Origin of the sequence: Knoellia subterranea KCTC 19937 (assembly GCF_000768685.1) — a bacterium.
GTDB lineage: Bacteria > Actinomycetota > Actinomycetes > Actinomycetales > Dermatophilaceae > Knoellia > Knoellia subterranea.
On record NZ_AVPK01000001.1, the window covers coordinates 131,727 to 154,080 of the forward strand.

Consider the following 22,354-nt stretch of genomic DNA (forward strand, 5'->3'; position numbering starts at 1 on the left):
GGAGTGGCGTGGGGGGTCAGACGCCGCCCTTGAGCAGCAGCCCACCGTCGACGACGACGAGTTGCCCCGTCATCCAGGCAGCGTCGTCGGAGAGCAGGAACGCCACGACCCCGGCGATGTCCTCGGGCACACCCAGTCGCGCCAGCGGGTAGCCCGCTGCAACCTTCTCCTCACGCCCCTCGTAGAGCGCGGTGGCGAACTGGGTCTTCACGACCGCCGGCGCGACGGCGTTGACGCGGACCGTGGGTCCGAGCTCGACGGCGAGTTCCTCCGTGAGGTGCGTGAGCATCGCCTTGCTCGCACCGTAGAACCCGATGCCGGGCGCCGGTCGCACCCCCGCTACGGACGAGACATTGACGATCGCCCCTCCGCGCTCCTCGAGACCGCCCGCGACGGCCTTCTGGATCCACGACAACGCCGCGATGCAGTTGACCTCGACGATCTTGCGGGCCGCGTCGAGGTCGAGATCGACCAGCCGTCCGTATGCCGGGTTGATGCCGGTGTTGTTGACGAGCAGGTTCACGGGTCCGAACCTTTCGGCCACCGCGGCCAGCACCTCGTCCTGATGCGTCGGATCGTCAGCGCGGCCCGCAACCGCCATGGCGACGTCCGCTCCGCCGAGGGCGTCGACGGCCTGGTCGAGCGCCTCCTGCTTGCGGGCCGTGATGCAGACCCGCGCACCCTCGGCGACGAGGCGCTCCGCGATGCCGAGGCCGATGCCACGGCTGGCTCCGGTGACGATGGCGGTGCGGCCCTCGAGCCGCCGGACCGGGGTGGTGGGCGCGTTCATGCGCGCCACTCTAGAGAGGGCGGCCGAGACGCCCAGTGGGTGCCGCGGGGCGGACCGGCCCACGTCGACTCCTCCGCCGAGCCCTGACGCAGGCGCGGACGTCAGTTCACGCCGAGGAGGCGTCGCACGACGGTGTCGGCGAGAAGTCGACCTCGGAGCGTGAGCACGACACGGCGATCCCGCACGGCCGCCGCCCCATCGACGAGCCCGTCGGCCACGAGCCCGGCCACTGCCCTGCGTCCGGTCTCGTCCAGCGCGTCGATCTCGAGGCCGTCCCGAACGCGGACCTGAAGGAGCACCTTCTCGTCACGCAGCTGCTCTGCTGTCAAGGTCTCACGCCCCGCAGCGGGAGACGTGCGCTCGGCCAGCCGGCCGGCATACGCCCTGGGGTGTTTGACGTTCCACCACCGCACGCCGCCGACATGGCTGTGCGCACCGGGACCGACGCCCCACCAGTCCCCGCCGGTCCAGTAGCCATCGTTGTGGCGGCACCGCCCGGACAGGGTCCTGGTCCAGTTGCTCACTTCGTACCAGTCGAAACCGGCGCCGGAGAGGACCTCCTCGGCGAGTTCGTACTTCGTTGCCTCGTCGTCGTCATCAGGTCGCTGGACCTCTCCACGGCGCACCTGTGTCGCCAGCTTCGTGCCCTCCTCGACCACCAGCGCGTAGGCCGAAATGTGTTCTGGCTCAAGGGAAATCGCCGCGTCGAGGCTCGTCAGCCAATCCTCAATGGACTCCCCCGGCGTGCCGTAGATGAGGTCGACGCTCGTCACGAGGCCGGCGTCGCGCGCGGCGGCCACGGCGCGACCGACACCCTCTGGATCGTGCGTCCGGTCGAGCGTGGCGAGGACGTGGGGCACAGCCGATTGCATGCCGAGCGAGACGCGCGTGAACCCGCCGTCGGCGAGTTCGCGCAGCGACTCCGGAGTCACCGAGTCGGGGTTCGCCTCGGTTGTCACCTCCGCGTCGTCGGCCAGACCAAAGCGATCCCGTATGCCGTCCACGGCCTTCACGAGATCGGCTGCGGCGAGCATCGTCGGAGTTCCTCCGCCGATGAAGATCGTGTCGACCGGAGGCGCGGCATCGCCGAGGACGTCGCGGGCCAGGTCGAGTTCGGCCAGCGCCGTGTCGACGAACGACGCCGTGCTCGCCCCGGGTCCGAGCTCGGTCAGCGTGTAGGTGTTGAAGTCGCAATAGCCGCAGCGCACGCGGCAGAACGGCACGTGCAGGTAGACGCCGAAGGGGCGCTCACCGAGGCCGTGCAGCGCCGACGACGGAAGGTCACCCGTGGGCGGTGCGGGATCTCCATCGGGCAGTCTCGGCATGCCCAAGAGTCTCCCATCGGGTCCACCGCTGGATCTGCATCACCACTGCCTTGGGCTCGGTGAAGAACTCGCGACTGAAGTTTCCACCTTCCCGTCCGACGCCGGAGTCACCCACTCCGCCGAAGGGCGTTCGGAGGTCGCGGATGAAGAAGCAGTTGACCCATACCGTGCCCGCCCGAAGGCGGGACGACACACGATGGGCCCTCGACAGGTTCTCGGTGAAGAGCATGGCGTTGAGCCCGTAGCGGGTGTCGTTGGCCAGCACGACCGCCTCGTCCTCGGAGTCGAAGCGGTTGACGACACAGACCGGACCGAAGATCTCCTCGCAGCAGGCGGGCCCGAAGGTTGGACCACGCACACACCCCACACCGAGGGCCGGGACCTCCGGTGAACAATCGGCGTGTCCAGCGCGACACGCCGACCAGACCAGAAAATGTGGGGAGTTTCGGCTCCAGGGGTTGCCAACTCACCGGACCCCGACTAGAACTGTTCGTACGCACTCACCTCGGTGAGAGCGTCGGATCAAGAATTTCGGTTCATGATCTGTCGAGGGCCTCGGAAACTCATACTTTCCGAGGCCCTCACCTTTGCCCGGGACATTTCCCCTCCGATGCGGGACCCGTCGCGACTAGGTTGGCGACCGTGCGCATCCTCACCGACGCCGACGTCCGCACCTGCCTGCCACCCCTCGTGGAGGTCGTGGATCTCGTCGAGGACGCCCTGTCCGCTCTGGCCGAGGGGCGAGCGGACGTCCCACCCAAGCCCACCGTTCGGACGTCCCCCGGCATGTTCGCCAACGCCATGCCCGCGGCCTACCCGGAGCGAAACCTGTTGGGCTGCAAGTGGATCAGCGTCGTCCCGGACAACCCTGTGCGCGGCCTTCCCACAGCAAGTGGCGTCATGGTGGTCAACGACGGAGACACAGGTGTGCCGCGTGCGATGCTTCCGGCCCACGAACTCACGGCCGTGCGCACGGCCGCAGTGACCGGCGCGTGCATCCGGGCACTCGCCCCGCCTGGCGCAACGATCTCCTACGTCGGCGCCGGCCTCCAGGCCCGCTCGCACCTTCGCGTCCTCGAGGCGCTCGGCCACTCCGAGGTCCATGTGTGGGCCCGACGTCGTGAAGCGATCGACGGCCTGGTGAGCGACCTCGCGACGCACGCACCCGGCATACGCGTCATTGCCTCTCCGTCCCGCGAGGCGGCCGTCCGGGACAAGGAGGTCGTCATCACGGGACTGTCCATCGGACTCACGGACATGACGATCCCGGTGACGTGGCCCACGGACGACGCACTCCTGCTCCCGATCGACTACGCGAGCTCGATCGGGGCGGACCTCGCCGAGACGGCCGTCCTGGCCGCCGACGACCCGCACCAGTTCGCGGCGGTGCGAGCCGTACGGGGGAAGCTCGACGGCTACCCGACGCCGACCACCTGGACCGGGCACCAGGTCCACGCGCCCAGGCCGACAGGACGACTCGTCATGCAGAACCTCGGCACGGGCATCACCGACCTCGTCGTCGCCGACGCGATCGCCGCGCTCGCCGAAGCGTCAGGAACTGGTCAGCTCGTCGACATGTGAGCGATCTACGATGGCGGACGTGAGCCAGACGCACAGCGGGGACGAACTGCCACCTCTCCAGCCATCCACGGACCGGTGGGTCGAGCTCGACGGGGTCGTCAACATGCGCGACTCGGGTGGGCTGCCGACGCGCGACGGAGGCGTGATCCAACCGCACCGGTTGCTGCGCTCGGACAACCTCCAGGACCTCAGCGAGGCCGACGTGCGGCAGGTCGTCGAGGTCCTGGGTGTGAGCGACATCGTCGACCTGCGCAGCGACACCGAACTCAGCACGGAGGGTCCGAGCCCGCTCTGGCATCTCGAGTCGCTGACGCACCATCACCACTCGCTCTTCGGTGGAGATCGGCCCGTCACTGGGGAGCAGGCGCTGGCCCTTCCTGCTCAATCCGATCGCCCCGTGCGCGACGCCACGTTCTGGGCAGCGCACTACCTGCGCTATCTGGCCGCTCGGCCCGACTCCATCTCCGCGGCACTCGATGTCATCTCTCGGAGCACTGGCGCGACGATCGTCCATTGCGCAGCCGGCAAGGACCGGACCGGCACTGTCGTGGCCCTCGCCCTCGACACTGCCGGCGTTCCTCACGATCTGATCGTCGACGACTATGCCCTGTCGGCCGAGCGGATCGAGCCGATCATGGCACGACTCTTGCCTAGGCCCCTCTATGGCGACGCCCTGCGCAACCGCAGCCTCGCAGACGAGGCACCACGTCCGGAAACGATGCGGACGATCCTGTCGACCCTTGACAGCGAGTTCGGTGGCGCCCCCGGATGGTTGCGTGAGCAGGGCTGGAGCGACGCCGACATCGAGCGCCTGCGGGCGAGGCTGACGACGTGACGCACGACCCGGAGTCCCGGCCGGACCGGCGCGCGCGTCCCATCGTGGACGCCCCCGAGCACGACACCCGCTCACGCAACCGACGGCGCGCGATGCGGGTCCTGCTCGTCGACACGTCCGACCGGCTCCTGCTCTTCCGGGACAGCGACCCCGGACTCGCGCCGACGCCGACCTTTTGGATCACTCCGGGAGGCGGGGTCGACCCGGGTGAGACCGATCTCGAGGCGGCCGTCCGCGAAGTCGCCGAGGAGACCGGCCTGATGATCGCCGAGACCGACCTCGTCGGACCGCTGGCCGAGCGGGTCGTCGTCCACGGCTACAGCGATGTCGTGACGACCCAGGACGAGCTCTTCTGGTTCGTGCGGTGCGAGCCGTTCGACGTCTCGACGGCAGGCCACACCGCGGATGAGATCGCGACGATGACGGCCCACCACTGGTGGACCAGGGCCGAACTCGAGTCGACCGACGAGGACATCTGGCCCCGCGACCTCCTCACGATCTGGGGCCAGATCGGTCCGGATGGCGCTGTCACTGCAGCAATGTTCGACCTCGGTCACGTGGACGAGTCGACGGTCTCCCCCACCTGACCACTGCTGGACGGATTCAGCTAGCGTCGACGGGCTCGAGGACGAACACCGGGATGAGTCGCTCGGTCTTCGTCTGGTACTCCGCGTAGTTCGGGAAGGCCGCAACACACCGCTCCCACCACGCGTCGCGCTCCGCGCCGGCAAGTTCACGAGCCCGCGCCACCCACGTGCGCGTGCCGTCCTGGACCTCGATGACCGGGTTGCGCCGCAGGTTCGCGTACCACTTCGGGTGCTCCGGAGCCCCGCCCTTGCTGGCCACCGCGGCATAGAGCCCGTCGTGCTCGACCCGCATGAGCGGCACCTTGCGCACGGATCCGGTGATGCCGTTCATCGTGAGCATCACGACGGGGCGTCCCTGGATGTCGACGGACTCGGTGGTGCCGGTCGCCTCGATGGTCTCGACCTGCTTGCGGACCCAGTCGCTCGGGCTGGGGACGTATGTTCCGGTGATCGTGGTCATGTCTGTCGCAACACCGCGAGCGCCCTGAGTATTCGCTACTTCTTCTTCTCGCTGACGTAGATCGTGATGACACCCTCGACGACGACCGTGCCGTCCTCGCGAATGGCGCGCACCCGCACCGGCACGTCGCCCGGCTCCTCCCAGTCGGCGGGGTCGGTGTCCGCGGTGCAGAGCAGGTCGGTCGTCGACTTCGCGGTGTAGGCGACCTCCATGCCCTTGGGGATCCACCGGCGATCCTTGGGCGTCGTCGCCTCCGCGAGGAGGCCCATGGCGGCCTCGAGTCCGTTGCACACGGCGATCGCGTGGACGGTGCCGATGTGGTTCTGGACGGCGCGACGCTTGGCGATCGTCAGCTCAGCGTGGTGCGGGCGCACCTCACGGATCTGCGGACGGACCGACCAGAAGTACGGCGCCTTCTGAGCGAAGAGGAAGGAGAACGCCTGCTTCCCGAGGGGCAGGGAGGTGAGCTTCTGGTACAGGGCGAAGGTGTCCGGCATACACCGATGTTACTTCCCGGTATGCCGGCCGGTCGCCACCCGTGGCAATCGCCACTGATTGCCACTTCGCACAGTGCGAAGTGGCAATCAGTGCATCGTGGACACGGTGCGAAGTGGCAATCAGTGGCGCGAGTGGACGCTACTTCTTCTTGGGCTCGGCGGCGTCGGAGGACAGCGCTGCGATGAAGGCCTCCGGCGGAACCTCGACGGTGCCGATGTTCTTCATGCGCTTCTTGCCGGCCTTCTGCTTCTCGAGCAGCTTGCGCTTGCGGCTGATGTCACCGCCGTAGCACTTGGCGAGGACGTCCTTGCGGATGGCCCGGATGTTCTCGCGGGCAATGATCCGGGCGCCGATGGCTGCCTGGATCGGCACCTCGAACTGCTGCCTCGGGATGAGCTCCTTGAGCTTGCCCGCCATCATGTTGCCGTAGGCGTAGGCCTTGTCCTTGTGGACGATCGAGCTGAAGGCGTCGACGTTCTCGCCCTGGAGGAGGATGTCGACCTTGACGAGGTCGGCCGCCTGGTCCCCGGCCTCCTGGTAGTCCAGCGAGGCGTAGCCGCGGGTACGCGACTTCAGCTGGTCGAAGAAGTCGAAGACGATCTCGGCGAGCGGCAGCGTGTAGCGCATCTCGACCCGGTCCTCGGAGAGGTAGTCCATGCCGAGCAACTGTCCGCGCTTGCCCTGGCAGAGCTCCATGATTGCGCCGATGAACTCGCTCGGTGCCAGGATCGTCGCCCGGACGACCGGCTCGCGCACCTCGGCGACCTTGCCGTAGGGGAACTCGCTCGGGTTCGTGACGACCACGACCGATCCGTCGTCCATCGTCACGTCGTAGACGACGTTGGGCTGCGTCGAGATGAGGTCGAGGTCGAACTCGCGCTCGAGGCGCTCACGCACGATCTCGAGGTGCAGCAGGCCGAGGAAGCCACATCGGAAACCGAAGCCGAGGGCGGCGGACGTCTCGGGCTCGTAGACGAGGGCCGCGTCATTGAGCTTGAGCTTGTCGAGGGCGTCGCGCAGGTCCGGGTAGTCGGATCCGTCGATCGGATAGAGGCCCGAGAAGACCATCGGCTTGGGGTCGCGGTAGCCACCGAGGGCCCCGGCCGCTGGCTTGGCCGAGTTCGTCACCGTGTCACCGACCCGGGACTGGCGCACGTCCTTCACGCCGGTGATGAGGTAGCCGACCTCGCCGACGCCGAGGCCCTTGCCGGGCACCGGCTCCGGTGAGATGACGCCGATCTCGAGCAGCTCGTGCGTCGCCTTGGTCGACATCATCGAGATGCGCTCACGCGGGTTGAGGTTGCCGTCGACGACACGGACATAGGTGACGACACCGCGATAGGTGTCGTAGACCGAGTCGAAGATCATCGCGCGCGCCGGCGCGTCCGGGTCACCGACCGGCGACGGGAACTGGCGCACGATCTGGTCGAGCAGCGGCTCGACACCGACACCGGTCTTGCCCGACACGAGCAGGCAGTCCTCGGGCTCGCACCCGATGAGGCCGGCCAGCTCCTCGGCGTACTTCTCGGGCTGGGCCGCGGGAAGGTCGATCTTGTTGAGCACCGGGATGATCGTGAGCTCGTTCTCCATCGCGAGATAGAGGTTGGCGAGCGTCTGCGCCTCGATGCCCTGCGCCGCGTCGACGAGGAGGACCGCACCCTCACAGGCAGCCAGCGAGCGCGACACCTCGTAGGTGAAGTCGACGTGCCCGGGGGTGTCGATCATGTTGAGGATGTAGTTGCCCGACTCCCCCGCCGCGTTGACGCTCTCCCACGGCATGCGCACGGCCTGGCTCTTGATCGTGATGCCGCGCTCACGCTCGATGTCCATGCGGTCGAGGTACTGCGCGCGCATGGCCCGGTCGTCGACGACGCCGGTGATCTGGAGCATCCGGTCGGCCAGTGTGGACTTGCCGTGGTCGATATGGGCGATGATGCAGAAGTTGCGGATCGCCTCCGGCGGCGTGGCGTGCGGCTGCAGCGCGGTGCGGGCGCGGGGAGACACAGTGGCAAAGTCCTCGTGACGGTGACGAACAGGGAGTCGGGACAGTCTCCCACGTCGGAACCACCCGTCCGAACCGGCGACAAATTGGCTACCGGGCGGTAACGTGCCCGAGGAGGCTACCGCCCGGTAGCCCAGATCTCGTGGAGGAACCCGACAATGACGTCTCGCACCACGCTTCGCCGTTCATCGCTCGCCGTCGCCGCCGCTGGCGCGGCCACCGCTCTCACCTTTGCCGCTGCACCCTCTGCCAGCGCTGCCCCCATTGGGGTCGGCTGGGACGTCAACGTCACCACCACCGTGAAGAAGCTCAACCAGCAGATCACCTTCCCGCAGACCCGCTTCCCCGCTCAGGTCGACATCTTCGGCGACGGGTCGATCTCCGGAAACCTCCAGCTGCCCGACGCCACGAGCACGCTCAAGGTCGGCAGCCTCCCGCTCGCCAAGGTCACCCTGGCCGTCGTCCCGACCAAGCCCGTGTCCGGCAAGCTCACCGGTCTCGACGTCGTGGCGAACCAGGAGTTCAACATCCACATCAAAAAGATCGAGCCCCTCGGTCTGCCCATCAACCTCGTGGGCAACAACTGCAAGACGGCCACGCCCGTCAAGAGCCAGCTGACGGGAACGCTGACGGGCCTGCTCGACCCCTACACCCTCAAGGGTGAATACACGATCCCGAAGTTCTCCAACTGCGGTCTGAGCACGTGGCTCATCAACCTCGTGATCCCCGGCACGGGCAACACGATGTCCGCCGACTTCACCAACTTCAAGATCGGCAGCTGACCCAGCCGCGACAGAACGGGAGGTGTATGCCGTGGGGTCCCCACGGCATACACCTCCCGTTTTTCGTCGTTGAGTAGCGTGAAGCGCATGAGCTACCCCGGCGACTTCCATGGACCACTCGACCCGATCTGGGCACCCGACGCCGATGGCGAACCGGACGCGGGCGAGGTCGTGTGGGCGCACGTGCCGTACGAGGAGGACGCGACCCAGGGCAAGGACCGGCCCGTCCTGATCGTCGGATGGGACGGGGACTGGGTGCTGGGGATGTATCTCACGAGCAAGGACCACGACCGCGACCACGAGCAGGAGCGTCAAGCGGGCCGGCTGTGGGTCGACGTCGGCCCCGGCGGCTGGGACAGCAAAGGACGCCCGTCGGAGGCCCGCATCAACCGGATCGTCCGCATCGACCCGGCCACGATCCGGCGCGAGGGAGCCGTCCTCGATCGGGCGCGATGGGACGAGGTCATGGCCGCGTTCCACCGGATTCAGCCCGAGGCCGGTTCGAACATCGGTTAAAGACTTGGTCAGTTCCGGCTCCCCCGGTTGCGAGTCGGTGTGCGGACCCCTTGGCTGGAAGCGGCTCGGAGCTACCGGGCGCCGGCCTCACCGCCGCCGCTGCGCTCGTCCTCACGCCGCTCGCGACGCAGACCGCCACTGCGCGGACCGCCTCGAGCGCCCCACCCCGCGCGGCCGCTGCGGTGACCCAGACGCCCGGCATGGACGTCTCGTCGCACCAGGGCAACGTCAACTGGTCCTACTGGTGGGGTCAGGGCATGAAGTTCGCCTACGTCAAGGCGACCGAGGGCACGAGCTACAAGAACCCGTACTTCGCCCAGCAGTACAACGGCTCGTACAAGGTCGGCATGATCCGCGGCGCGTACCACTTCGCCGTCCCCTCGAGCTCGAGTGGAACGGCGCAGGCGGACTACTTCGTCAACAACGGCGGTGGCTGGTCCCGCGACGGCAAGACCCTGCCGGGCGTCCTCGACATCGAGTACAACCCTTATGGCGCAACGTGTTACGGCCTGTCCCAGGCGGGCATGCGCAGTTGGATCGCGGCCTTCACCTCGCGCTACAAGGCACGCACCGGGCGGGACGCCGTCATCTACACGACCACGGACTGGTGGACGCGCTGCACGGGCAACACGAGCCAGTTCTCGCAGACCAACCCGCTGTGGATCGCGCGCTACAACACCTCGGTGGGGACGCTGCCGGCCGGGTGGTCGTACTACACGTTCTGGCAGTACACCGACAGCCCGCTCGACAAGAACCGTTTCAACGGCGACCTGAGCCGGCTCAAGGCCCTGGCTCTCGGCTGAGCGCGCTAGCCGCCTGTCGCCAAGCGACGGGGCATGCGCGAGGGCCCGTCACCGATGTGGTGACGGGCCCTCGTGCGGTGAGCCAGGCGGCTGGATCAGAGGCTGTTGGCCTTCTTGGCCAGCGCCGACTTCTTGTTGGCCGCGTTGTTCTTGTGCAGAACACCCTTGCTGACGGCCTTGTCGAGCTTCTTGGACGCCACCTTGAGCGCGTCCTTCGCCTCGTCAGCCTTGCCGGCCTCCGCGAGCTCGCGGAACTTGCGGACGGCCGTGCGGACGTCCGACTTGATGGCCTTGTTGCGCTCGGTCGCGACCTTGTTGGTCTTGATGCGCTTGAGCTGGGACTTGATGTTTGCCACGAAGAGAAACTTTCTGAAGAGGTCGGTGATTGCCGTGAGAGGGCGGCAGCCGCCGTTCGGGACCGGGAGTGGGGACACCCTTGCGTGAACCGCGACTGGATGAAGCAACGTACGCGCACGACCTGAGCGCGCACGCAAGGACCAAATTTACCAGCGCGGATGCCTCGCGGGCAAAACGACCATGGCGTATGCCGTCCGCTCGCCTTCGTCGGTCGCCTCGCCTACCGCTCAGCAGTCACCCTCGGCCTTCTCGCGCGTGATCGTGAGGACCGCGCGCTCGACGGCGTAGACGGGGTCACGACCGCCACCCTTGACCTCGAAATCTGCTGCCGCAACCGCCTGGAGGGATCGGGCCAGGGCCTCGGCGGTCCACCCGTTGAGGGAACGGCGGGCCTTGTCGACCTGCCACGGAGCCATGCCGAGGTCTCTCGCGAGGTCGACGGACCGGCCACGGCCCGCTGAACCGACCTTGATGAGCTGTCGGAGTTGTTGGGCCAGGACTGCCACGATCGGCACGGGGTCGACACCGACCGCGATGGCATGGCGCAAGAGGCGCAGCGCTTCCCCCGCGTTGCCGGCAACGGCGGCGTCGGCGACTCGGAAGCCGGTCGCCTCCACCTTGCCCCCGTGATAGGTGAGCACGACCTGGTCGTCGATCGTCCCAGTCGTGTCGGCGATGAGCTGCTGGCAGGCCGCAGCCAGTTCGCGCAGGTCCTTGCCGATGGCGTCGACGAGCGCCTGGACCGCCTGTGGCGTCGCCCTGCGCTTGGCCCGTCGGAACTCGTTCATGGCGAAGTCGGCCTTGTCGCGATCGGTCTTGATCGCCGGGGCGTCGATGACGCGGGCCCTGGACTTCTTGAGGGTGTCGAGGACCTTCTTGCCGCGGTTGCCGCCCTTGTGGGTCACCACGAGGGTGAGGTCCTCCGGCGGCGCAGCGAGGTACGCAAGGAGGTCCTGCTGGAGCTCGTCGGTCGCCTCGTCGAGGTCGTGGACCACGACCGCTTTGTCGCCGCCGAAGAGCGACGGGCTCGCGTGGACCATCAGCTCGCCCGGGTCGTAGGCACTCGCGTGGAGGCGGATGACCTCGACGTCCGGGGTGCGCTCACGGATGGCCTGAAGCGTCTCCGCGAGGCCGCGCTCGGCGAGCACCTGCTCCGGCCCGGCGATGAGCACGAGCGGTGGCACGCGGCGCTGCACCTCGACGAGATCACTCACGGCGGTCACTCTGCCACGAACCCCCGACGCCGCCCGTCGGTCAGGGGTCGTGGGTCGGTCGCTGGTCGCGTGGCCCCTGACCCATGACACGACCCCCGACTGACGCAGTCAGTCGAAGCTGAGCGTGCTGCCGGTGCCGGCCTCGAGACCCAGTCCCTCGAGGCGGGCGGCAATGACGTCCTTGGGCAGCTCGAGGGACTCGCTCAGCTCCTCAAGATCGAGGCCGAGCTCGACACCGTCGCGCAGCTCCTCGTCCTCCTGCTCGCTCCACGCGTGCCCCTGCGTGACCGCCGTGCGGGCGGAGGGAGCGGGCGCGGGGGCCGTCGCCACCGGGCGGGTATCAGTCGCGTCGACTGCGCCCTTGACCTCGGCGTCACCCATCGCCGTGCCCTTGATCGCGCCGGTGAGACCGCGCAGGGCCGGGTCGGCCACGTCGAGAGGTGGAGGCGCCGTCTGGTCCAGGCGCTGGAGCGCATTGAGCACGAGGTTGCGATCGGACGTCGGCCAGAACGGTGGCAACGAACGCTGGAGGAACCCGGCATACCGGGCGCTCATCATTCGCGAGTCGAGGAAGGCGACGACTCCGCGGTCGTCTCCACGTCGGATGAGGCGACCGGCGCCCTGCGCGAGCCGCAGCGCGGCGTGCGTCGCCGAGACGGCCATGAAGCCGTTGCCGCCCATCTGCGCGATCGCCTGCGAGCGCGCGGAGGCGAGTGGGTCGTCAGGCCGCGGGAACGGGATGCGGTCGATGATGACCAGTTGGCAGCTCGAGCCGGGGACGTCGACGCCCTGCCAGAGGCTCAGCGTGCCGAAGAGGCAGGTCCGCGGATCGCGCGCGAACTGCCGCACGAGCGTCGAGATCTGGTCCTCGCCCTGGCACAGAACGGAGAGTTCGCCGTCGAGATCCTTGAGGCGTTCGCGCATCTCGTCGGTCGCGGCACGGGCTGCGCGCATCGAGGAGAAGAGTCCGAGGGTACGTCCACCGGCAGCGCGGACGAGGGCCTCGATCTCGTCCATGCTCTCGGGCGAGGCCCCGTCGCGACCGGGCGGCGGGAGGTGCTTGGCGACGTAGGCGATGCCCTGCTGCGGATAGTCGAACGGACTCCCGACGTCGAGCCCGGTCCATTTCGGCGAGCCCTCACCGCGGAGCCCGATCGTGCCGGCGACCGCGTCGAACGTGCCGCCGAGCTCGAGGGTCGCCGACGTGAGCACGACCGTCCGGTCCTCGAAGATCTTGTCGCGCACGAGCATCGCCACACTCATCGGTGCCACACGCAGGACGCTCCCCCGCCGCGGATCCTTGTTGACCCAGACGACGTCGAGCTCGCGGTCCTCGAGGATGCGCGAGGCATTCTCGTTGAGCTCGTCGACCGCGACACGGGCGACCTGTCGCGCACCGTCGATCTCGGTGCCGGGCTGCGGTTTGAGCTCGGACTGCACTTGCCGGGTGGTGTCGCGCAGCCGCGCGAGGGCGAGCCCGAGGTTGTCGGGCATGCCGGTGAGTCGCCCTTCCGGGATCTCGTCCAGAACCGATTCGAGGAAGGTGGCTGCGTCGTCGATCGTCTCGCTGGAGTCGGCCTGCTTGCCGGCGCGCTTGGCAGCGGTGCGGGCCATCGATGGCGTGATCTCGTCGGTGATCGTGGCGGTGACCCTGTCGACGAGCTCGTGGGCCTCGTCGACGACGAGGACATCGTGCTCGGGCAGCATCTGTCGGCCCTCGAAGGCGTCGATCGCCATGAACGAGTGGTTCGTGACGATGACGTCGACCTCTTTGGCGGCCTCGCGGGAGCGCTCGACGAAGCACTCGGTGACCATGGGGCACTTGCTGCCCATGCACTCGTGCGCGCTGACGGACACCTGTCGCCAGGCGCGTTCGCTGACGCCGGGGACGAGTTCGTCGCGATCGCCGGACTCGGTCTCACCGGCCCACTCGCGCAGTCGGACGATCTCCTTGCCGAGCCAGCCGGCCTGCTGGTCGACGTCGCCGACGCTCAGGAGCGAGTCGGCGTCGTCATCGGGGAAGCCGCCCTCAAGCTTGTGCAGGCAGACGTAATTGCGGCGGCCCTTGACGATCGCATAGGTCGGGCGCCGACCGAGCAGCGGGTGGAGGGAGTCGGCGACGCGGGGCATGTCACGGTCGACGATCTGCGCCTGCAGGGCCAGGGTCGCCGTGGCGACGACCGCTGGCTTGCCGACGTCCATGGCGTGCTGGACGGCCGGGACAAGGTAGGCGAGGGACTTTCCGGTGCCGGTTCCCGCCTGCACGAGAAGGTGCTCACCCGTGTCGACGGCATGCGCGACGGCCTTGGCCATCGTCACCTGGCCGGGGCGTTCGCTGCCCCCGACTCCGCTGACGGCAGCATGCAGAAGGTCGTCGAGAGTCGCCACCGGATCACCCTATGCCGACCGCCCGACAGCCCTCGCCCGCCATCCACAGGCCCGTTCTCAACTCGCCCATTCCTCCCCTCCGGGACAGTGAATCATTGACGTCCCGGAGGGGAGGAATGGGCGAGTTGGGCACACAGGTGAGCGGCCGGCATACCGGCGCGTCGGTCCCGGGTTGCGCGAGCGGTCAGACGGCGCCGGGCTTCTGCATGAGGCCGCCGTCGGCCATGACCGTCGTCGCGGTGATGTAGGACGCCTGGTCGCTCGCCGCCCAGCAGACGATCTTGCCCATCTCCTCGGGCGATCCGATGTAGCCGAGCGGGATGGCGGCCTCCAGCGCCTTCGTCTCCTCGGGCGTGTCGTCGGCGTTGATCGGCGTGTTGATGGCGCCGGGGCCGACGCCGATCATGCGGATGTGGTCGGGGCCGAGCTCGACGCCGGCGGTGCGGGTCAGCATGCGCATGCCGCCCTTGGAGACGCAATAGGCGAGGTCGCTCGGCATGGGCCAGTCCTCGTGCGTCGATGTGATGTTGATGATGACGCCGCCGTCGCCCTGAATGCGCATCTGCTCGGCGGCGAGCTTGGAGCCGAAGACCGCGCCCTTGAGGTTGATGTTCATGAGGAGGTCGTACTTCTCCTCGGTGAGCGACTCGAGCGTCTCGCCGAACTCGACCCCTGCGTTGTTGACCATGACGTCGAGCCGACCGAACTCCTTGACAGCGGTGTCGACGAGCTTCTGCAGATCCGCGACCTTGGAGACGTCGGCCTCGCAGCCGACCGCCTCTCCCCCGGCCTTCTCGATGTCCGCGATGATCGCGTCAGTCGCCTCGGGGTGGGAGACGTAGTCGATGACGACCTTGGCGCCCTGAGCGGCGGCCTCTCGGACGATGCCCTCGCCGATCCCGGAGTTGCCGCCGGTCACGATGACGACCTTCCCCTCAAGCGGTCGTATGCCGTCCGCGGCCTCGGTCTTCGCGCTCGCCTTCGTGGTTGCGGGCTTCTTCTTCGGGGCCGGACTCATGAGTCGATCTCCTCGCGCAGCTGGTCGGGTGTCGTGCAGATGAGGTGGGCGACAAGTGCCGTCCACCCGGTCTGGTGCGAGGCGCCGAGGCCCACACCGTTGTCTCCGTTGAAGTGTTCGCTGAACGTCGGGTGCGTGTCCCAGAGCGGACCGCCGGGATACTCGCGCGGCGTGCCCGGCCGACGACCGTCAGCGCCGGGCAGGAAGAGGGAGATGAGCCGGCTTCGGACGCCGATTGCGGCCTCCTCCAACGGCATTCGCGTCCCAGAGCCTGTCGGGAACTCCACCTCGACATCCCCATCGGCACCCTCGGCGATGACGAGCAGCGCATCGAGGATGAGGACATTCGTCGGGAACCAGATCGGTCCCCGCCAGTTGGAGTTGCCACCGAACATGCCGTTGAGTGACTCGCCGGGTGAGTACTGGATGTGCATCGACGTCCCACCGACCTCGACTTCGACGCCCTCGCGGTAGGCCGCCGACAGCGACCGGATCCCGTGCGGTGAGAGGAACTCACCTTCGTCGAAGAGCCGCCGCAGCATCGCCTCGAGACGGGTTCGGACGACGGGCGTGAGGCTGTTGTGGACCACGTCGCCGTCCTGGCTGTGGAGCAGCGAGTCGGTGAGGTCGGGGCGTCGGTCCTGCAGCCAGCGCAGCCGCGACTCGAAGTCGGGCAACTCCTCGAAGGCCCACGCCGGCACGTTGGCGACCGCGATCAGCGGCAGCAACCCGACAAGAGAACGGACCCGCACCGGAGAGCCGTTGCCGTCCGGGTCGACGAGGACGTCGTAGAAGAACTCGTCGGCGTCGTCCCACAGCGACACCCCCTCGGTGCCGAACGTCTCCATCGCCTCGGCGATCGAGAAGAAGTGCTCAAGGAAGGTGGTGGCGAGCCCGTCCCAGTTGCGGTCGACCCGGCTGAGCTCCAACGCCATCCGCAGCATCTGCAAGCACGTGAACGCCATCCAGCTCGTCGCATCCGACTGCTCGAGCCGCCAGCCGTCGGGCACTTCGCGCGACCGGTCGAAGACGCTGATGTTGTCCATCCCGAGGAAGCCGCCCTCGAAGAGGTTCGACCCGTCGGAGTCCTTGCGGTTGAGCCACCAGGTGAAATTGAACATCAGCTTGGTGAAGACGCGGATGAGGAAGCCGTGGTCGCGCGCGCCGTCGAGGACGTAGACGTGCCAGGCGGCCCAGGCGTGAACGGGCGGGTTGACGTCGCCGAACTGCCATTCGTATGCCGGGAGCTGGCCGTTGGGATGTTGGCTCCACTCCCGGCACATCAGCATGAGCTGGTTCTTCGCGAACTGGGGGTCGATGTGGGCGATGGCGACCGTGTGGAAGGCGAGGTCCCAGGCGGCGAACCACGGGTACTCCCATTCGTCCGGCATCGAGATGACGTCGGCGAGCGCAAGGTGGGTCCACGAGGTGTTGCGGGCGTACGGCTCGCGAGCGCGCCGGGCCTCGGGTGGCGGCGGGTAGGCCGGATCGCCCTCGAGCCACTCGCGCACGTTGTAGCGGTACAGCTGCTTGCACCAGTTGAGCCCGGCGAAGGCGCGCCGTGCGACGAGCCGGTCCTCGTCGGCGGTGTGCTCGGGGATGACGGCGCCATAGAACTCGTCGGCCTCACCGCGCCGAGTCGCGAGCACCTCATCGAAGCCGACACCGAACGCGTCCTCGGCCCGCAGGTCGTCGGACGCACCGTCCACCCACGCGTCGTCATGGAGGCGCAGCCGGACGCGCACCGTCTCACCGGGAGCGACCGCGTCGAAGTGGTAGTGCAGCCCGACCTTGGTGCCGCGTCCGTCGGTCGCGAGCAGACTCGGGTCGCCGTGGACGATGGCCTGATCGATGGCGTTCTTGGGGTGGGCGCTGCGGCTGTCCCCCGCATCCGCCCCGAAGACCTCGGCAACGTTGGTCTCGTTGTCGCAGACAAGGACGTCCGGCGTCCCCTCCGCGAGCAACTCGACGACGCCGATGTGGGCGTGCGTCGCACGCAGCATGACGCACCCCGACGGCGCGTCCCCGACGACCTCGATCACCGGCTGACGCGTGTCCCGCCCCCACGCCCACGTGTTGCGGAACCAGAACTGCGGCACAAGATCGAGCGGCGCCGGGTCCGGCCCGTGGTTCGTCGCCTCGAACGTCACGAGCACGTCCCCCGGCGCAGCCTTCGCGTGCGTCGTCACGACATCGAAGAAGCGGTCCTCGGCAAGCACCCCGGTGTCGACGAGCTGGAACTCGGGCACGTCGTAACCGCGAGCCGCATTCTCACTGCGCAGGACGGCATACGGGAATGCCTTTTGGGGGTAGCGGTAGAGATGCTGCGCCCAGGAGTGCGTCGGTGTCGCGTCGAGGTGCCACCAGTACTCCTTGGCGTCCTCGCCGTGATTGCCCTCCTCGTTGGTGAGGCCGAAGAGGCGCTCCTTGAGTCGGTCGTCCTGCCCGTTCCACATCGCGATGGCGAGGTTGAGGAAGCCGTAGCGGTCGCACAGTCCGGCGATCCCGTCCTCACCCCACCGATAGGCGCGGGCGTGGGCGTGGTCGAACGGGAAGAAGTCCCAGGCGTTGCCGTTCTCGGAATAGTCCTCGCGGACCGTCCCCCACTGCCGCCCGGAGACGAAGGGCCCCCACGCGCGCCACACGTCGCCATCGTGAGGTGAGTTCTCGAGTCGTTGGTGCTCCGCGGTGCTGGGGCGCTGTTCGGGCTCGACAGACGTCATGCCCCCACCTTGGCATGTGGCTGCGAGAATGTCCGGGATGACTTCGCATCCGTTGGCCGAACGCGCCCTGACTTCCGTGACAACGGATCCCGACACTCTGTATGCCGTGTTCTCGGCCTGGGCGGCCGAGTCCGGTATCGAGCTGTACCCCCACCAGGACGAGGCCGTCATCGAGGTGGTGTCGGGCCGGCACGTGGTGCTGGCGACGCCGACGGGGTCGGGCAAGTCACTCGTGGGAGTGGCGGCGCACTTCGCGGCGTTGGCCGGTGACCGGGTGTCGTTCTACACGGCGCCGATCAAGGCGCTCGTCAACGAGAAGTTCTTCGCGCTGTGCGAGGTGTTCGGCGCGGAGAACGTGGGCCTGCTGACCGGTGACGCCTCGGTCAACGCGGATGCGCCGATCATCGCCTGCACGGCGGAGGTGCTCGCGAATATCGCTCTGCGAGAGGGCTCTTCGGCAGATGTCGGGCTCGTCGTGATGGACGAGTTCCACTACTACGCCGACGGTCAGCGCGGCTGGGCGTGGCAGGTGCCGCTGCTCGAGCTGCCGCAGGCGCAGTTCCTGCTCATGTCGGCCACGTTGGGTGACATGAGTCGGATCTCCGAGGATCTGGAGCGGCGCACTGGCCGCGACGTGGCCTTCGTGACGACGGCCGAGCGTCCGGTGCCGCTGTCGTTCACGTGGTCGCTCACTCCCCTGCCGGAGATGGTCGAGGAGATTGTCACGACCCACCAGGCACCGGTCTACGTCGTGCACCCGACGCAGCAACTGGCGTCGGAGTTCGCTGCCTCGCTGACGAATCTGCGGCTGCTGTCGAACGAGGAGAAGGCGGCGATCGCGGAGCGGTTGGCCCCGGTGCGATTTGCCGCCGGGTTCGGCCGGACGCTCTCCGGGCTGCTGCGCCGTGGCATCGGCGTGCACCACGCCGGCCTGCTCCCCCGCTATCGACGCATCGTCGAGCAGCTCGCCCAGGCGGGCCTGCTCAAGGTCATCAGTGGCACGGACACGTTGGGCGTGGGCATCAACGTCCCGATCCGGACGGTGCTCTTCACCGGGCTCGCGAAGTTCGACGGGTCGCGAGACCGGATCTTCCGCTCGCGGGAGTTCCACCAGATCGCGGGTCGGGCGGGGCGGGCCGGCTTCGACACGAGCGGCACGGTCATCGTGCAGGCGCCACCGCACGTCATCGAGAACGAGCGCGCGCTCGCCAAGGCCGGCGACGACCCCAAGAAGCTGCGCAAGGTCCAGCGCAAGAAGGCCCCGGAGGGCTCGATCGTGTGGACCGAGCAGACCTTCGACAAGCTCGTCGGGAGCGAGCCCGAGGCGTTGACGTCGAAGATGCGCATCGACAACGCGATGATCCTCAACCTCATGGCGCGCCCGGGCGACCCGGTGCGCGCGGTGAGCCGGCTGGTGCGCGACAACCACGAGACGCACGTCGGTCAGGCCAAGCTGGCGCGTCGCGCCATCCGCCTCGGCCGATCGCTGCTCGACTCGGGCGTGGTCGTGCGACTCCCCGAACCGGCCGCCGACGGGCGCACGGTCGAGCTCACCGTCGACCTCCCTGCCGACTTCGCCCTCAACCAGCCGTTGGCGCATTTCGCACTGGCCGCGCTCGACCTCCTGGACGCAGACTCCCCGACCCACGCGCTCGACGTCGTGTCCGTCATCGAGGCCGTCCTCGACTCTCCCCGGCCGGTGCTGCGAGCACAGCAGTGGGCGGCCCGCGGCGAGAAGATCAACGAACTCAAGGCCGAGGGCGTCGACTACGACGAGCGCACCGCGATCGTCGAGGAGATCACCTGGCCGCGCCCGCTCCTGGAACTGTTGGAGCCGGCATACGAGACGTATCGGCAGACGCACCCGTGGCTGCCGGACGACGCACTCGACCCCAAGAGCATCGTCCGCGAGATGTGGGAACAGGCGATGAGCTTCGCCGACCTGATCCGGCGCTACGGGCTGGCTCGCTCCGAGGGCGTCGTGCTCCGCTACCTGTCCGACGCCTATCGGACGCTGCGGCAGACCGTCCCGGAACAGCACCGAGACGAGGAGCTCGACACTCTCATCGAGTGGCTCGGAGAGACGATCCGCCAGACCGACTCGTCGCTCATCGACGAGTGGGCCGCCCTGACCGACCCCGAAGCCGTGGCGAATGCCGCCGCTGCCCACGGCGATGCTCCCCCACCTCCGCGCCCGATCACGGCCAACGAGAGGGCTTTTCGCGCGATGGTGCGTCGGGCGATGTGGCGTCGCGTCGAGCTCGCGTCACTCGACGACATCGAGCGGCTCGCCCAACTCGATCGTGACGCCGTCGCGGTCCCCGAGGACGGGCGCTCGGTCGTCATGGATCTCGATGCGTGGGATGTCGCACTCGGTGCCTACTGGGACGAGCACGGGTCGATCGGGACGGACGCCGATGCCCGCGGTCCATCGCTGCTTCAGGTCGAGCCGGCGCGCGACGTCGTCCCCGGTCTCGATGACGATGAGCCGCACCGGATCTGGCGCGTGCGTCAAGTTCTCGCCGACCCGGCCGACGACCGCGACTGGGTCATCGAGGCCGTGGTCGATCTCGACGCGAGCGACGCTGCAGGTGAGCTCGTCCTCGCGACCACGGCCCTCCGCCGCCTCTGAGTGATCCACCCGCTCCTCAGCCGCTGACGCATCTCACGCGTCCCGAAGTCACCCAATCGGACACCCCGCCGTACCCAGACGTGTCCAATTGGGTGACTTCGGGACGGGGCTGGGTCCCCACGCCTGTCCAATTGGGTGACTTCGGGACGGGGCTGGGTCAGCCGCGGGGGTCGGGGGTGAGGATGCGGTCGTCGAGGCGGCGGGCCATGGAGATGCTGTCGCGCTCGTCGCCGGGCGCAACTCGAATGGCTCCGAGTACGCGCCCGGTCTCGCGGTAGCCGCACGCCTCGTAGAACGCCGTCGTCCCTGTCCCGCTGCGGACGTCGAGGGTGAGGATCTCGACGCCGGCCTCGCGGGCGACACGGTGCACGCCGGCCATGAGAAGCCTGCCGAGGTTGCGGCCACGCAGCTCTGGGTCGGTCATGACACGACCGACGCACTGCGTGTGGTCGAGCAGCGGGTTCGTGCCGCGCACGATGAAGGCCAGTCCCAGAACACGCGCGTCCGCTCCGGAACGGAGCAGCACGGCGATGGTGTGGCCACTCGCCATCGACCCCCGTGGCCCCGGAGCGCTTCTTCGACTCGATCACGAGGTGCACCCGGCAGGAAGCCCACAGCTCCCCCAGCATCGTTGGTCCGCATCCACAGGTCGAGCACCTGCTCGCGAGTCGCGTCGTCGAAGGCCGAGGTCACGGACTCGATGCGGGGCGACACGAAGATCGTCGACGGCGCTTCGTCCGGCAGGTCGTCGTTGAGCCGACGCGTTCCGACCCGTTCGAATCCCGACGCCAGCGCGGTCTTCACGGACGGGACGTTGACCTCCTTGACGAGCGCCTGCACCGGAAGGTCGGGCAAGTGCTCGAGGGCGTGCGCCGCCGAGGCTCGCGAGATCTCCTTGCCCAACCCCTGCCCCAGCCGGTCGAACACCAGCCGGTAATAGAGGTTGAGGAAGTGCACGCCGGGATCACCCTGGATCTCGCGCAGCCCGCCGACGCCGATGACGTCACGCGTCGCACGGTCCTCCACCACCCAGAAGCCGAATCCCCGCTCGTCCCAATGCTTTTGGGTCGACTCGAGGAACTCCGCGGCGTCGTCGTCCGTGGGCGACATCGCGTGCGGTGCGTGCCAGTACGTCCGTGGATCACGGTGGAGGGCCACCCACGCATCCCGGTCGGACACAGTCGGCGGGCGGAGCGTCAGGTGTGCGGTCTCGACGACGGGAGGAAACGGCATACCGGGCATCTTATTGCTAGTAGTTCGCAATAATGCCGCTGGCAGCCACGTCGCGACGGAGCAACCCGAAGACCCATGAGTCGGACACGACGCCGTCGACGATGCAGTCCTCGCGCAGCGTCCCCTCGCGGACGAACCCGAGCTTCTCGAGGACGCGGCCGCACGCGATGTTGCGGGTGTCGGCCTCGGCCTGGACGCGGTTGAGGTCCCACGAGCCAAAGGCCCAGTCCAGCAGCGCGCCCGCCGCCTCCGTCGCGTATCCGTGCCCCCACGACGCCTCGGTGTAGACGAAGCCGAGCGAGGCACTGCGGAAGTCGGGGTTCCAGTCGGTCAGGCTGACCCAACCGAGGAACTCCCCGTCCTCCATCCGCTCGACGACGACGCGCACCCCGAACCCGGATCGGGCCGCCTCGGCGCTGCGCTCGACGAACCGCCGAGACAAGGACCGGTCGGTCCACGGCGAGGAGTCCCAGTAGCGCAGCACGTGGGCATTGCTCATGAGGTCGAACACGGCGTCGCCATCACTGTCCACAACCGGTCGCAGGCGCAACCGCGACGTCTCCAGCGTCGGCGTGCGCAGCGAACCCACACCCTCCCCCGATTCGGTCAC

The 22,354-nt window shown here is 68.2% G+C and carries 21 protein-coding genes; 7 read left to right on the top strand and 14 right to left on the bottom strand.

Going from position 1 to position 22,354, the window contains the following annotated elements; all coding sequences use genetic code 11:
* Nucleotides 1-16: 16 nt before the first annotated feature.
* The 3 genes from N803_RS00660 to N803_RS00670 form a co-directional block, all read right to left on the bottom strand.
* The gene (locus N803_RS00660; protein ID WP_052111556.1) at nucleotides 17-790 is read right to left on the bottom strand and encodes an SDR family oxidoreductase; all 774 of its coding nucleotides are present in this window, start codon (nucleotides 788-790) and stop codon (nucleotides 17-19) included.
* 101 nt (nucleotides 791-891) lie between these two features.
* The gene (gene hemW, locus N803_RS00665; RefSeq protein ID WP_035901726.1) at nucleotides 892-2,115 is read right to left on the bottom strand and encodes a radical SAM family heme chaperone HemW; all 1,224 of its coding nucleotides are present in this window, start codon (nucleotides 2,113-2,115) and stop codon (nucleotides 892-894) included.
* Entirely contained in the window at nucleotides 2,072-2,473 is a 402-nt protein-coding gene (locus tag N803_RS00670) for an aldehyde dehydrogenase family protein (RefSeq protein WP_035901728.1), read from the bottom strand. Before N803_RS00670 ends, hemW begins: the two co-directional genes overlap by 44 nt.
* Before the next feature lie 284 nt (nucleotides 2,474-2,757).
* Here N803_RS00670 and N803_RS00675 point away from each other — a divergent pair, with 284 nt between their 5' ends.
* Genes N803_RS00675 through N803_RS00685 form a run of 3 tightly spaced genes read left to right on the top strand, consistent with a single transcriptional unit; the run spans nucleotide 2,758 to nucleotide 5,118 of the window.
* Nucleotides 2,758-3,696: an ornithine cyclodeaminase gene (locus tag N803_RS00675; RefSeq protein WP_035901730.1), complete on the top strand. Its 939-nt coding sequence runs from the start codon at nucleotides 2,758-2,760 to the stop codon at nucleotides 3,694-3,696.
* 19 nt (nucleotides 3,697-3,715) lie between these two features.
* Nucleotides 3,716-4,531 (top strand): tyrosine-protein phosphatase, encoded by an 816-nt coding sequence (locus N803_RS00680; protein ID WP_245616925.1) that lies wholly within the window; start codon nucleotides 3,716-3,718, stop codon nucleotides 4,529-4,531.
* Nucleotides 4,528-5,118, top strand: coding sequence for an NUDIX hydrolase (locus tag N803_RS00685; RefSeq protein ID WP_245616927.1), 591 nt, complete (start codon nucleotides 4,528-4,530; stop codon nucleotides 5,116-5,118). The genes N803_RS00680 and N803_RS00685 overlap by 4 nt, the downstream gene beginning before the upstream one ends.
* 16 nt (nucleotides 5,119-5,134) lie before the next feature.
* On the opposite strand, the gene N803_RS00690 is transcribed toward N803_RS00685, so the two are convergent.
* From N803_RS00690 to lepA, 3 genes are all read right to left on the bottom strand, one after another.
* On the bottom strand, nucleotides 5,135-5,578 hold the full coding sequence (locus N803_RS00690) for a nitroreductase family deazaflavin-dependent oxidoreductase (protein ID WP_035901732.1): 444 nt from the start codon (nucleotides 5,576-5,578) through the stop codon (nucleotides 5,135-5,137).
* 35 nt (nucleotides 5,579-5,613) lie between these two features.
* Nucleotides 5,614-6,075 (bottom strand): hotdog fold domain-containing protein, encoded by a 462-nt coding sequence (locus N803_RS00695; protein ID WP_035901733.1) that lies wholly within the window; start codon nucleotides 6,073-6,075, stop codon nucleotides 5,614-5,616.
* Between the two features lie 139 nt (nucleotides 6,076-6,214).
* Nucleotides 6,215-8,080: a translation elongation factor 4 gene (lepA, locus tag N803_RS00700; RefSeq protein WP_035901736.1), complete on the bottom strand. Its 1,866-nt coding sequence runs from the start codon at nucleotides 8,078-8,080 to the stop codon at nucleotides 6,215-6,217.
* A 156-nt stretch (nucleotides 8,081-8,236) separates the two neighbouring features.
* On the opposite strand from lepA, the gene N803_RS00705 reads away from it, so the two are divergent.
* The 3 genes from N803_RS00705 to N803_RS00715 all read left to right on the top strand — a co-directional run bounded on the left by N803_RS00705 (nucleotide 8,237) and on the right by N803_RS00715 (nucleotide 10,179).
* A complete protein-coding gene (locus N803_RS00705) occupies nucleotides 8,237-8,860 on the top strand; it encodes a hypothetical protein (protein WP_035901739.1) in 624 nt (207 codons plus the stop codon).
* Nucleotides 8,861-8,947: 87 nt separating this feature from the next.
* The gene (locus tag N803_RS00710) at nucleotides 8,948-9,376 is read left to right on the top strand and encodes a type II toxin-antitoxin system PemK/MazF family toxin (RefSeq protein WP_035901742.1); all 429 of its coding nucleotides are present in this window, start codon (nucleotides 8,948-8,950) and stop codon (nucleotides 9,374-9,376) included.
* Between the two features lie 50 nt (nucleotides 9,377-9,426).
* Nucleotides 9,427-10,179 carry a lysozyme gene (locus N803_RS00715; RefSeq protein WP_035901744.1) on the top strand — a complete coding sequence of 251 codons (753 nt, stop codon included), beginning with the start codon at nucleotides 9,427-9,429 and terminating at the stop codon, nucleotides 10,177-10,179.
* Between the two features lie 95 nt (nucleotides 10,180-10,274).
* Here N803_RS00715 and rpsT read toward each other — a convergent pair whose 3' ends face one another.
* From rpsT to N803_RS00740, 5 genes are all read right to left on the bottom strand, one after another.
* Nucleotides 10,275-10,535, bottom strand: coding sequence for a 30S ribosomal protein S20 (gene rpsT / locus N803_RS00720; RefSeq protein WP_035902560.1), 261 nt, complete (start codon nucleotides 10,533-10,535; stop codon nucleotides 10,275-10,277).
* A gap of 228 nt (nucleotides 10,536-10,763) precedes the next feature.
* Nucleotides 10,764-11,759: a DNA polymerase III subunit delta gene (holA, locus tag N803_RS00725; RefSeq protein ID WP_052111557.1), complete on the bottom strand. Its 996-nt coding sequence runs from the start codon at nucleotides 11,757-11,759 to the stop codon at nucleotides 10,764-10,766.
* A 99-nt stretch (nucleotides 11,760-11,858) separates the two neighbouring features.
* Nucleotides 11,859-14,138 carry an ATP-dependent DNA helicase gene (locus N803_RS00730; RefSeq protein WP_035901747.1) on the bottom strand — a complete coding sequence of 760 codons (2,280 nt, stop codon included), beginning with the start codon at nucleotides 14,136-14,138 and terminating at the stop codon, nucleotides 11,859-11,861.
* A gap of 184 nt (nucleotides 14,139-14,322) precedes the next feature.
* A complete protein-coding gene (locus tag N803_RS00735; RefSeq protein WP_084763887.1) occupies nucleotides 14,323-15,156 on the bottom strand; it encodes a glucose 1-dehydrogenase in 834 nt (277 codons plus the stop codon).
* Nucleotides 15,153-17,879, bottom strand: a complete 2,727-nt coding sequence (locus N803_RS00740) for an MGH1-like glycoside hydrolase domain-containing protein (protein WP_035901750.1) — start codon at nucleotides 17,877-17,879, stop codon at nucleotides 15,153-15,155. The genes N803_RS00735 and N803_RS00740 overlap by 4 nt, the downstream gene beginning before the upstream one ends.
* Before the next feature lie 37 nt (nucleotides 17,880-17,916).
* Here N803_RS00740 and N803_RS00745 point away from each other — a divergent pair, with 37 nt between their 5' ends.
* Nucleotides 17,917-20,511 (top strand): DEAD/DEAH box helicase, encoded by a 2,595-nt coding sequence (locus tag N803_RS00745; protein ID WP_035901753.1) that lies wholly within the window; start codon nucleotides 17,917-17,919, stop codon nucleotides 20,509-20,511.
* Between the two features lie 157 nt (nucleotides 20,512-20,668).
* Here the strand turns inward: N803_RS00745 and N803_RS17220 are convergent, their stop codons facing one another.
* The 3 genes from N803_RS17220 to N803_RS00760 are packed head-to-tail and all read right to left on the bottom strand — an operon-like array spanning nucleotide 20,669 to nucleotide 22,354.
* A complete protein-coding gene (locus tag N803_RS17220; RefSeq protein WP_245616929.1) occupies nucleotides 20,669-20,935 on the bottom strand; it encodes a GNAT family N-acetyltransferase in 267 nt (88 codons plus the stop codon).
* A complete protein-coding gene (locus N803_RS17225) occupies nucleotides 20,932-21,744 on the bottom strand; it encodes a GNAT family N-acetyltransferase (protein ID WP_052111559.1) in 813 nt (270 codons plus the stop codon). Before N803_RS17225 ends, N803_RS17220 begins: the two co-directional genes overlap by 4 nt.
* 16 nt (nucleotides 21,745-21,760) lie before the next feature.
* Nucleotides 21,761-22,354, bottom strand: a complete 594-nt coding sequence (locus N803_RS00760; RefSeq protein ID WP_035901755.1) for a GNAT family N-acetyltransferase — start codon at nucleotides 22,352-22,354, stop codon at nucleotides 21,761-21,763.

Bases quoted from the DNA above. Each gene is read 5' to 3' on its own strand.
- N803_RS00660 (WP_052111556.1), bottom strand. From the start codon at position 790: ATGAACGCGCCCACCACCCCGGTCCGGCGGCTCGAGGGCCGCACCGCC.
- hemW (WP_035901726.1), bottom strand. From the start codon at position 2,115: ATGCCGAGACTGCCCGATGGAGATCCCGCACCGCCCACGGGTGACCTT.
- N803_RS00690 (WP_035901732.1), bottom strand. From the start codon at position 5,578: ATGACCACGATCACCGGAACATACGTCCCCAGCCCGAGCGACTGGGTC.
- N803_RS00695 (WP_035901733.1), bottom strand. From the start codon at position 6,075: ATGCCGGACACCTTCGCCCTGTACCAGAAGCTCACCTCCCTGCCCCTC.
- N803_RS00705 (WP_035901739.1), top strand. From the start codon at position 8,237: ATGACGTCTCGCACCACGCTTCGCCGTTCATCGCTCGCCGTCGCCGCC.
- N803_RS00710 (WP_035901742.1), top strand. From the start codon at position 8,948: ATGAGCTACCCCGGCGACTTCCATGGACCACTCGACCCGATCTGGGCA.
- N803_RS00735 (WP_084763887.1), bottom strand. From the start codon at position 15,156: ATGAGTCCGGCCCCGAAGAAGAAGCCCGCAACCACGAAGGCGAGCGCG.
- N803_RS00740 (WP_035901750.1), bottom strand. From the start codon at position 17,879: ATGACGTCTGTCGAGCCCGAACAGCGCCCCAGCACCGCGGAGCACCAA.
- N803_RS00745 (WP_035901753.1), top strand. From the start codon at position 17,917: ATGACTTCGCATCCGTTGGCCGAACGCGCCCTGACTTCCGTGACAACG.
- N803_RS17220 (WP_245616929.1), bottom strand. From the start codon at position 20,935: ATGACCGACCCAGAGCTGCGTGGCCGCAACCTCGGCAGGCTTCTCATG.
- N803_RS17225 (WP_052111559.1), bottom strand. From the start codon at position 21,744: ATGCCGTTTCCTCCCGTCGTCGAGACCGCACACCTGACGCTCCGCCCG.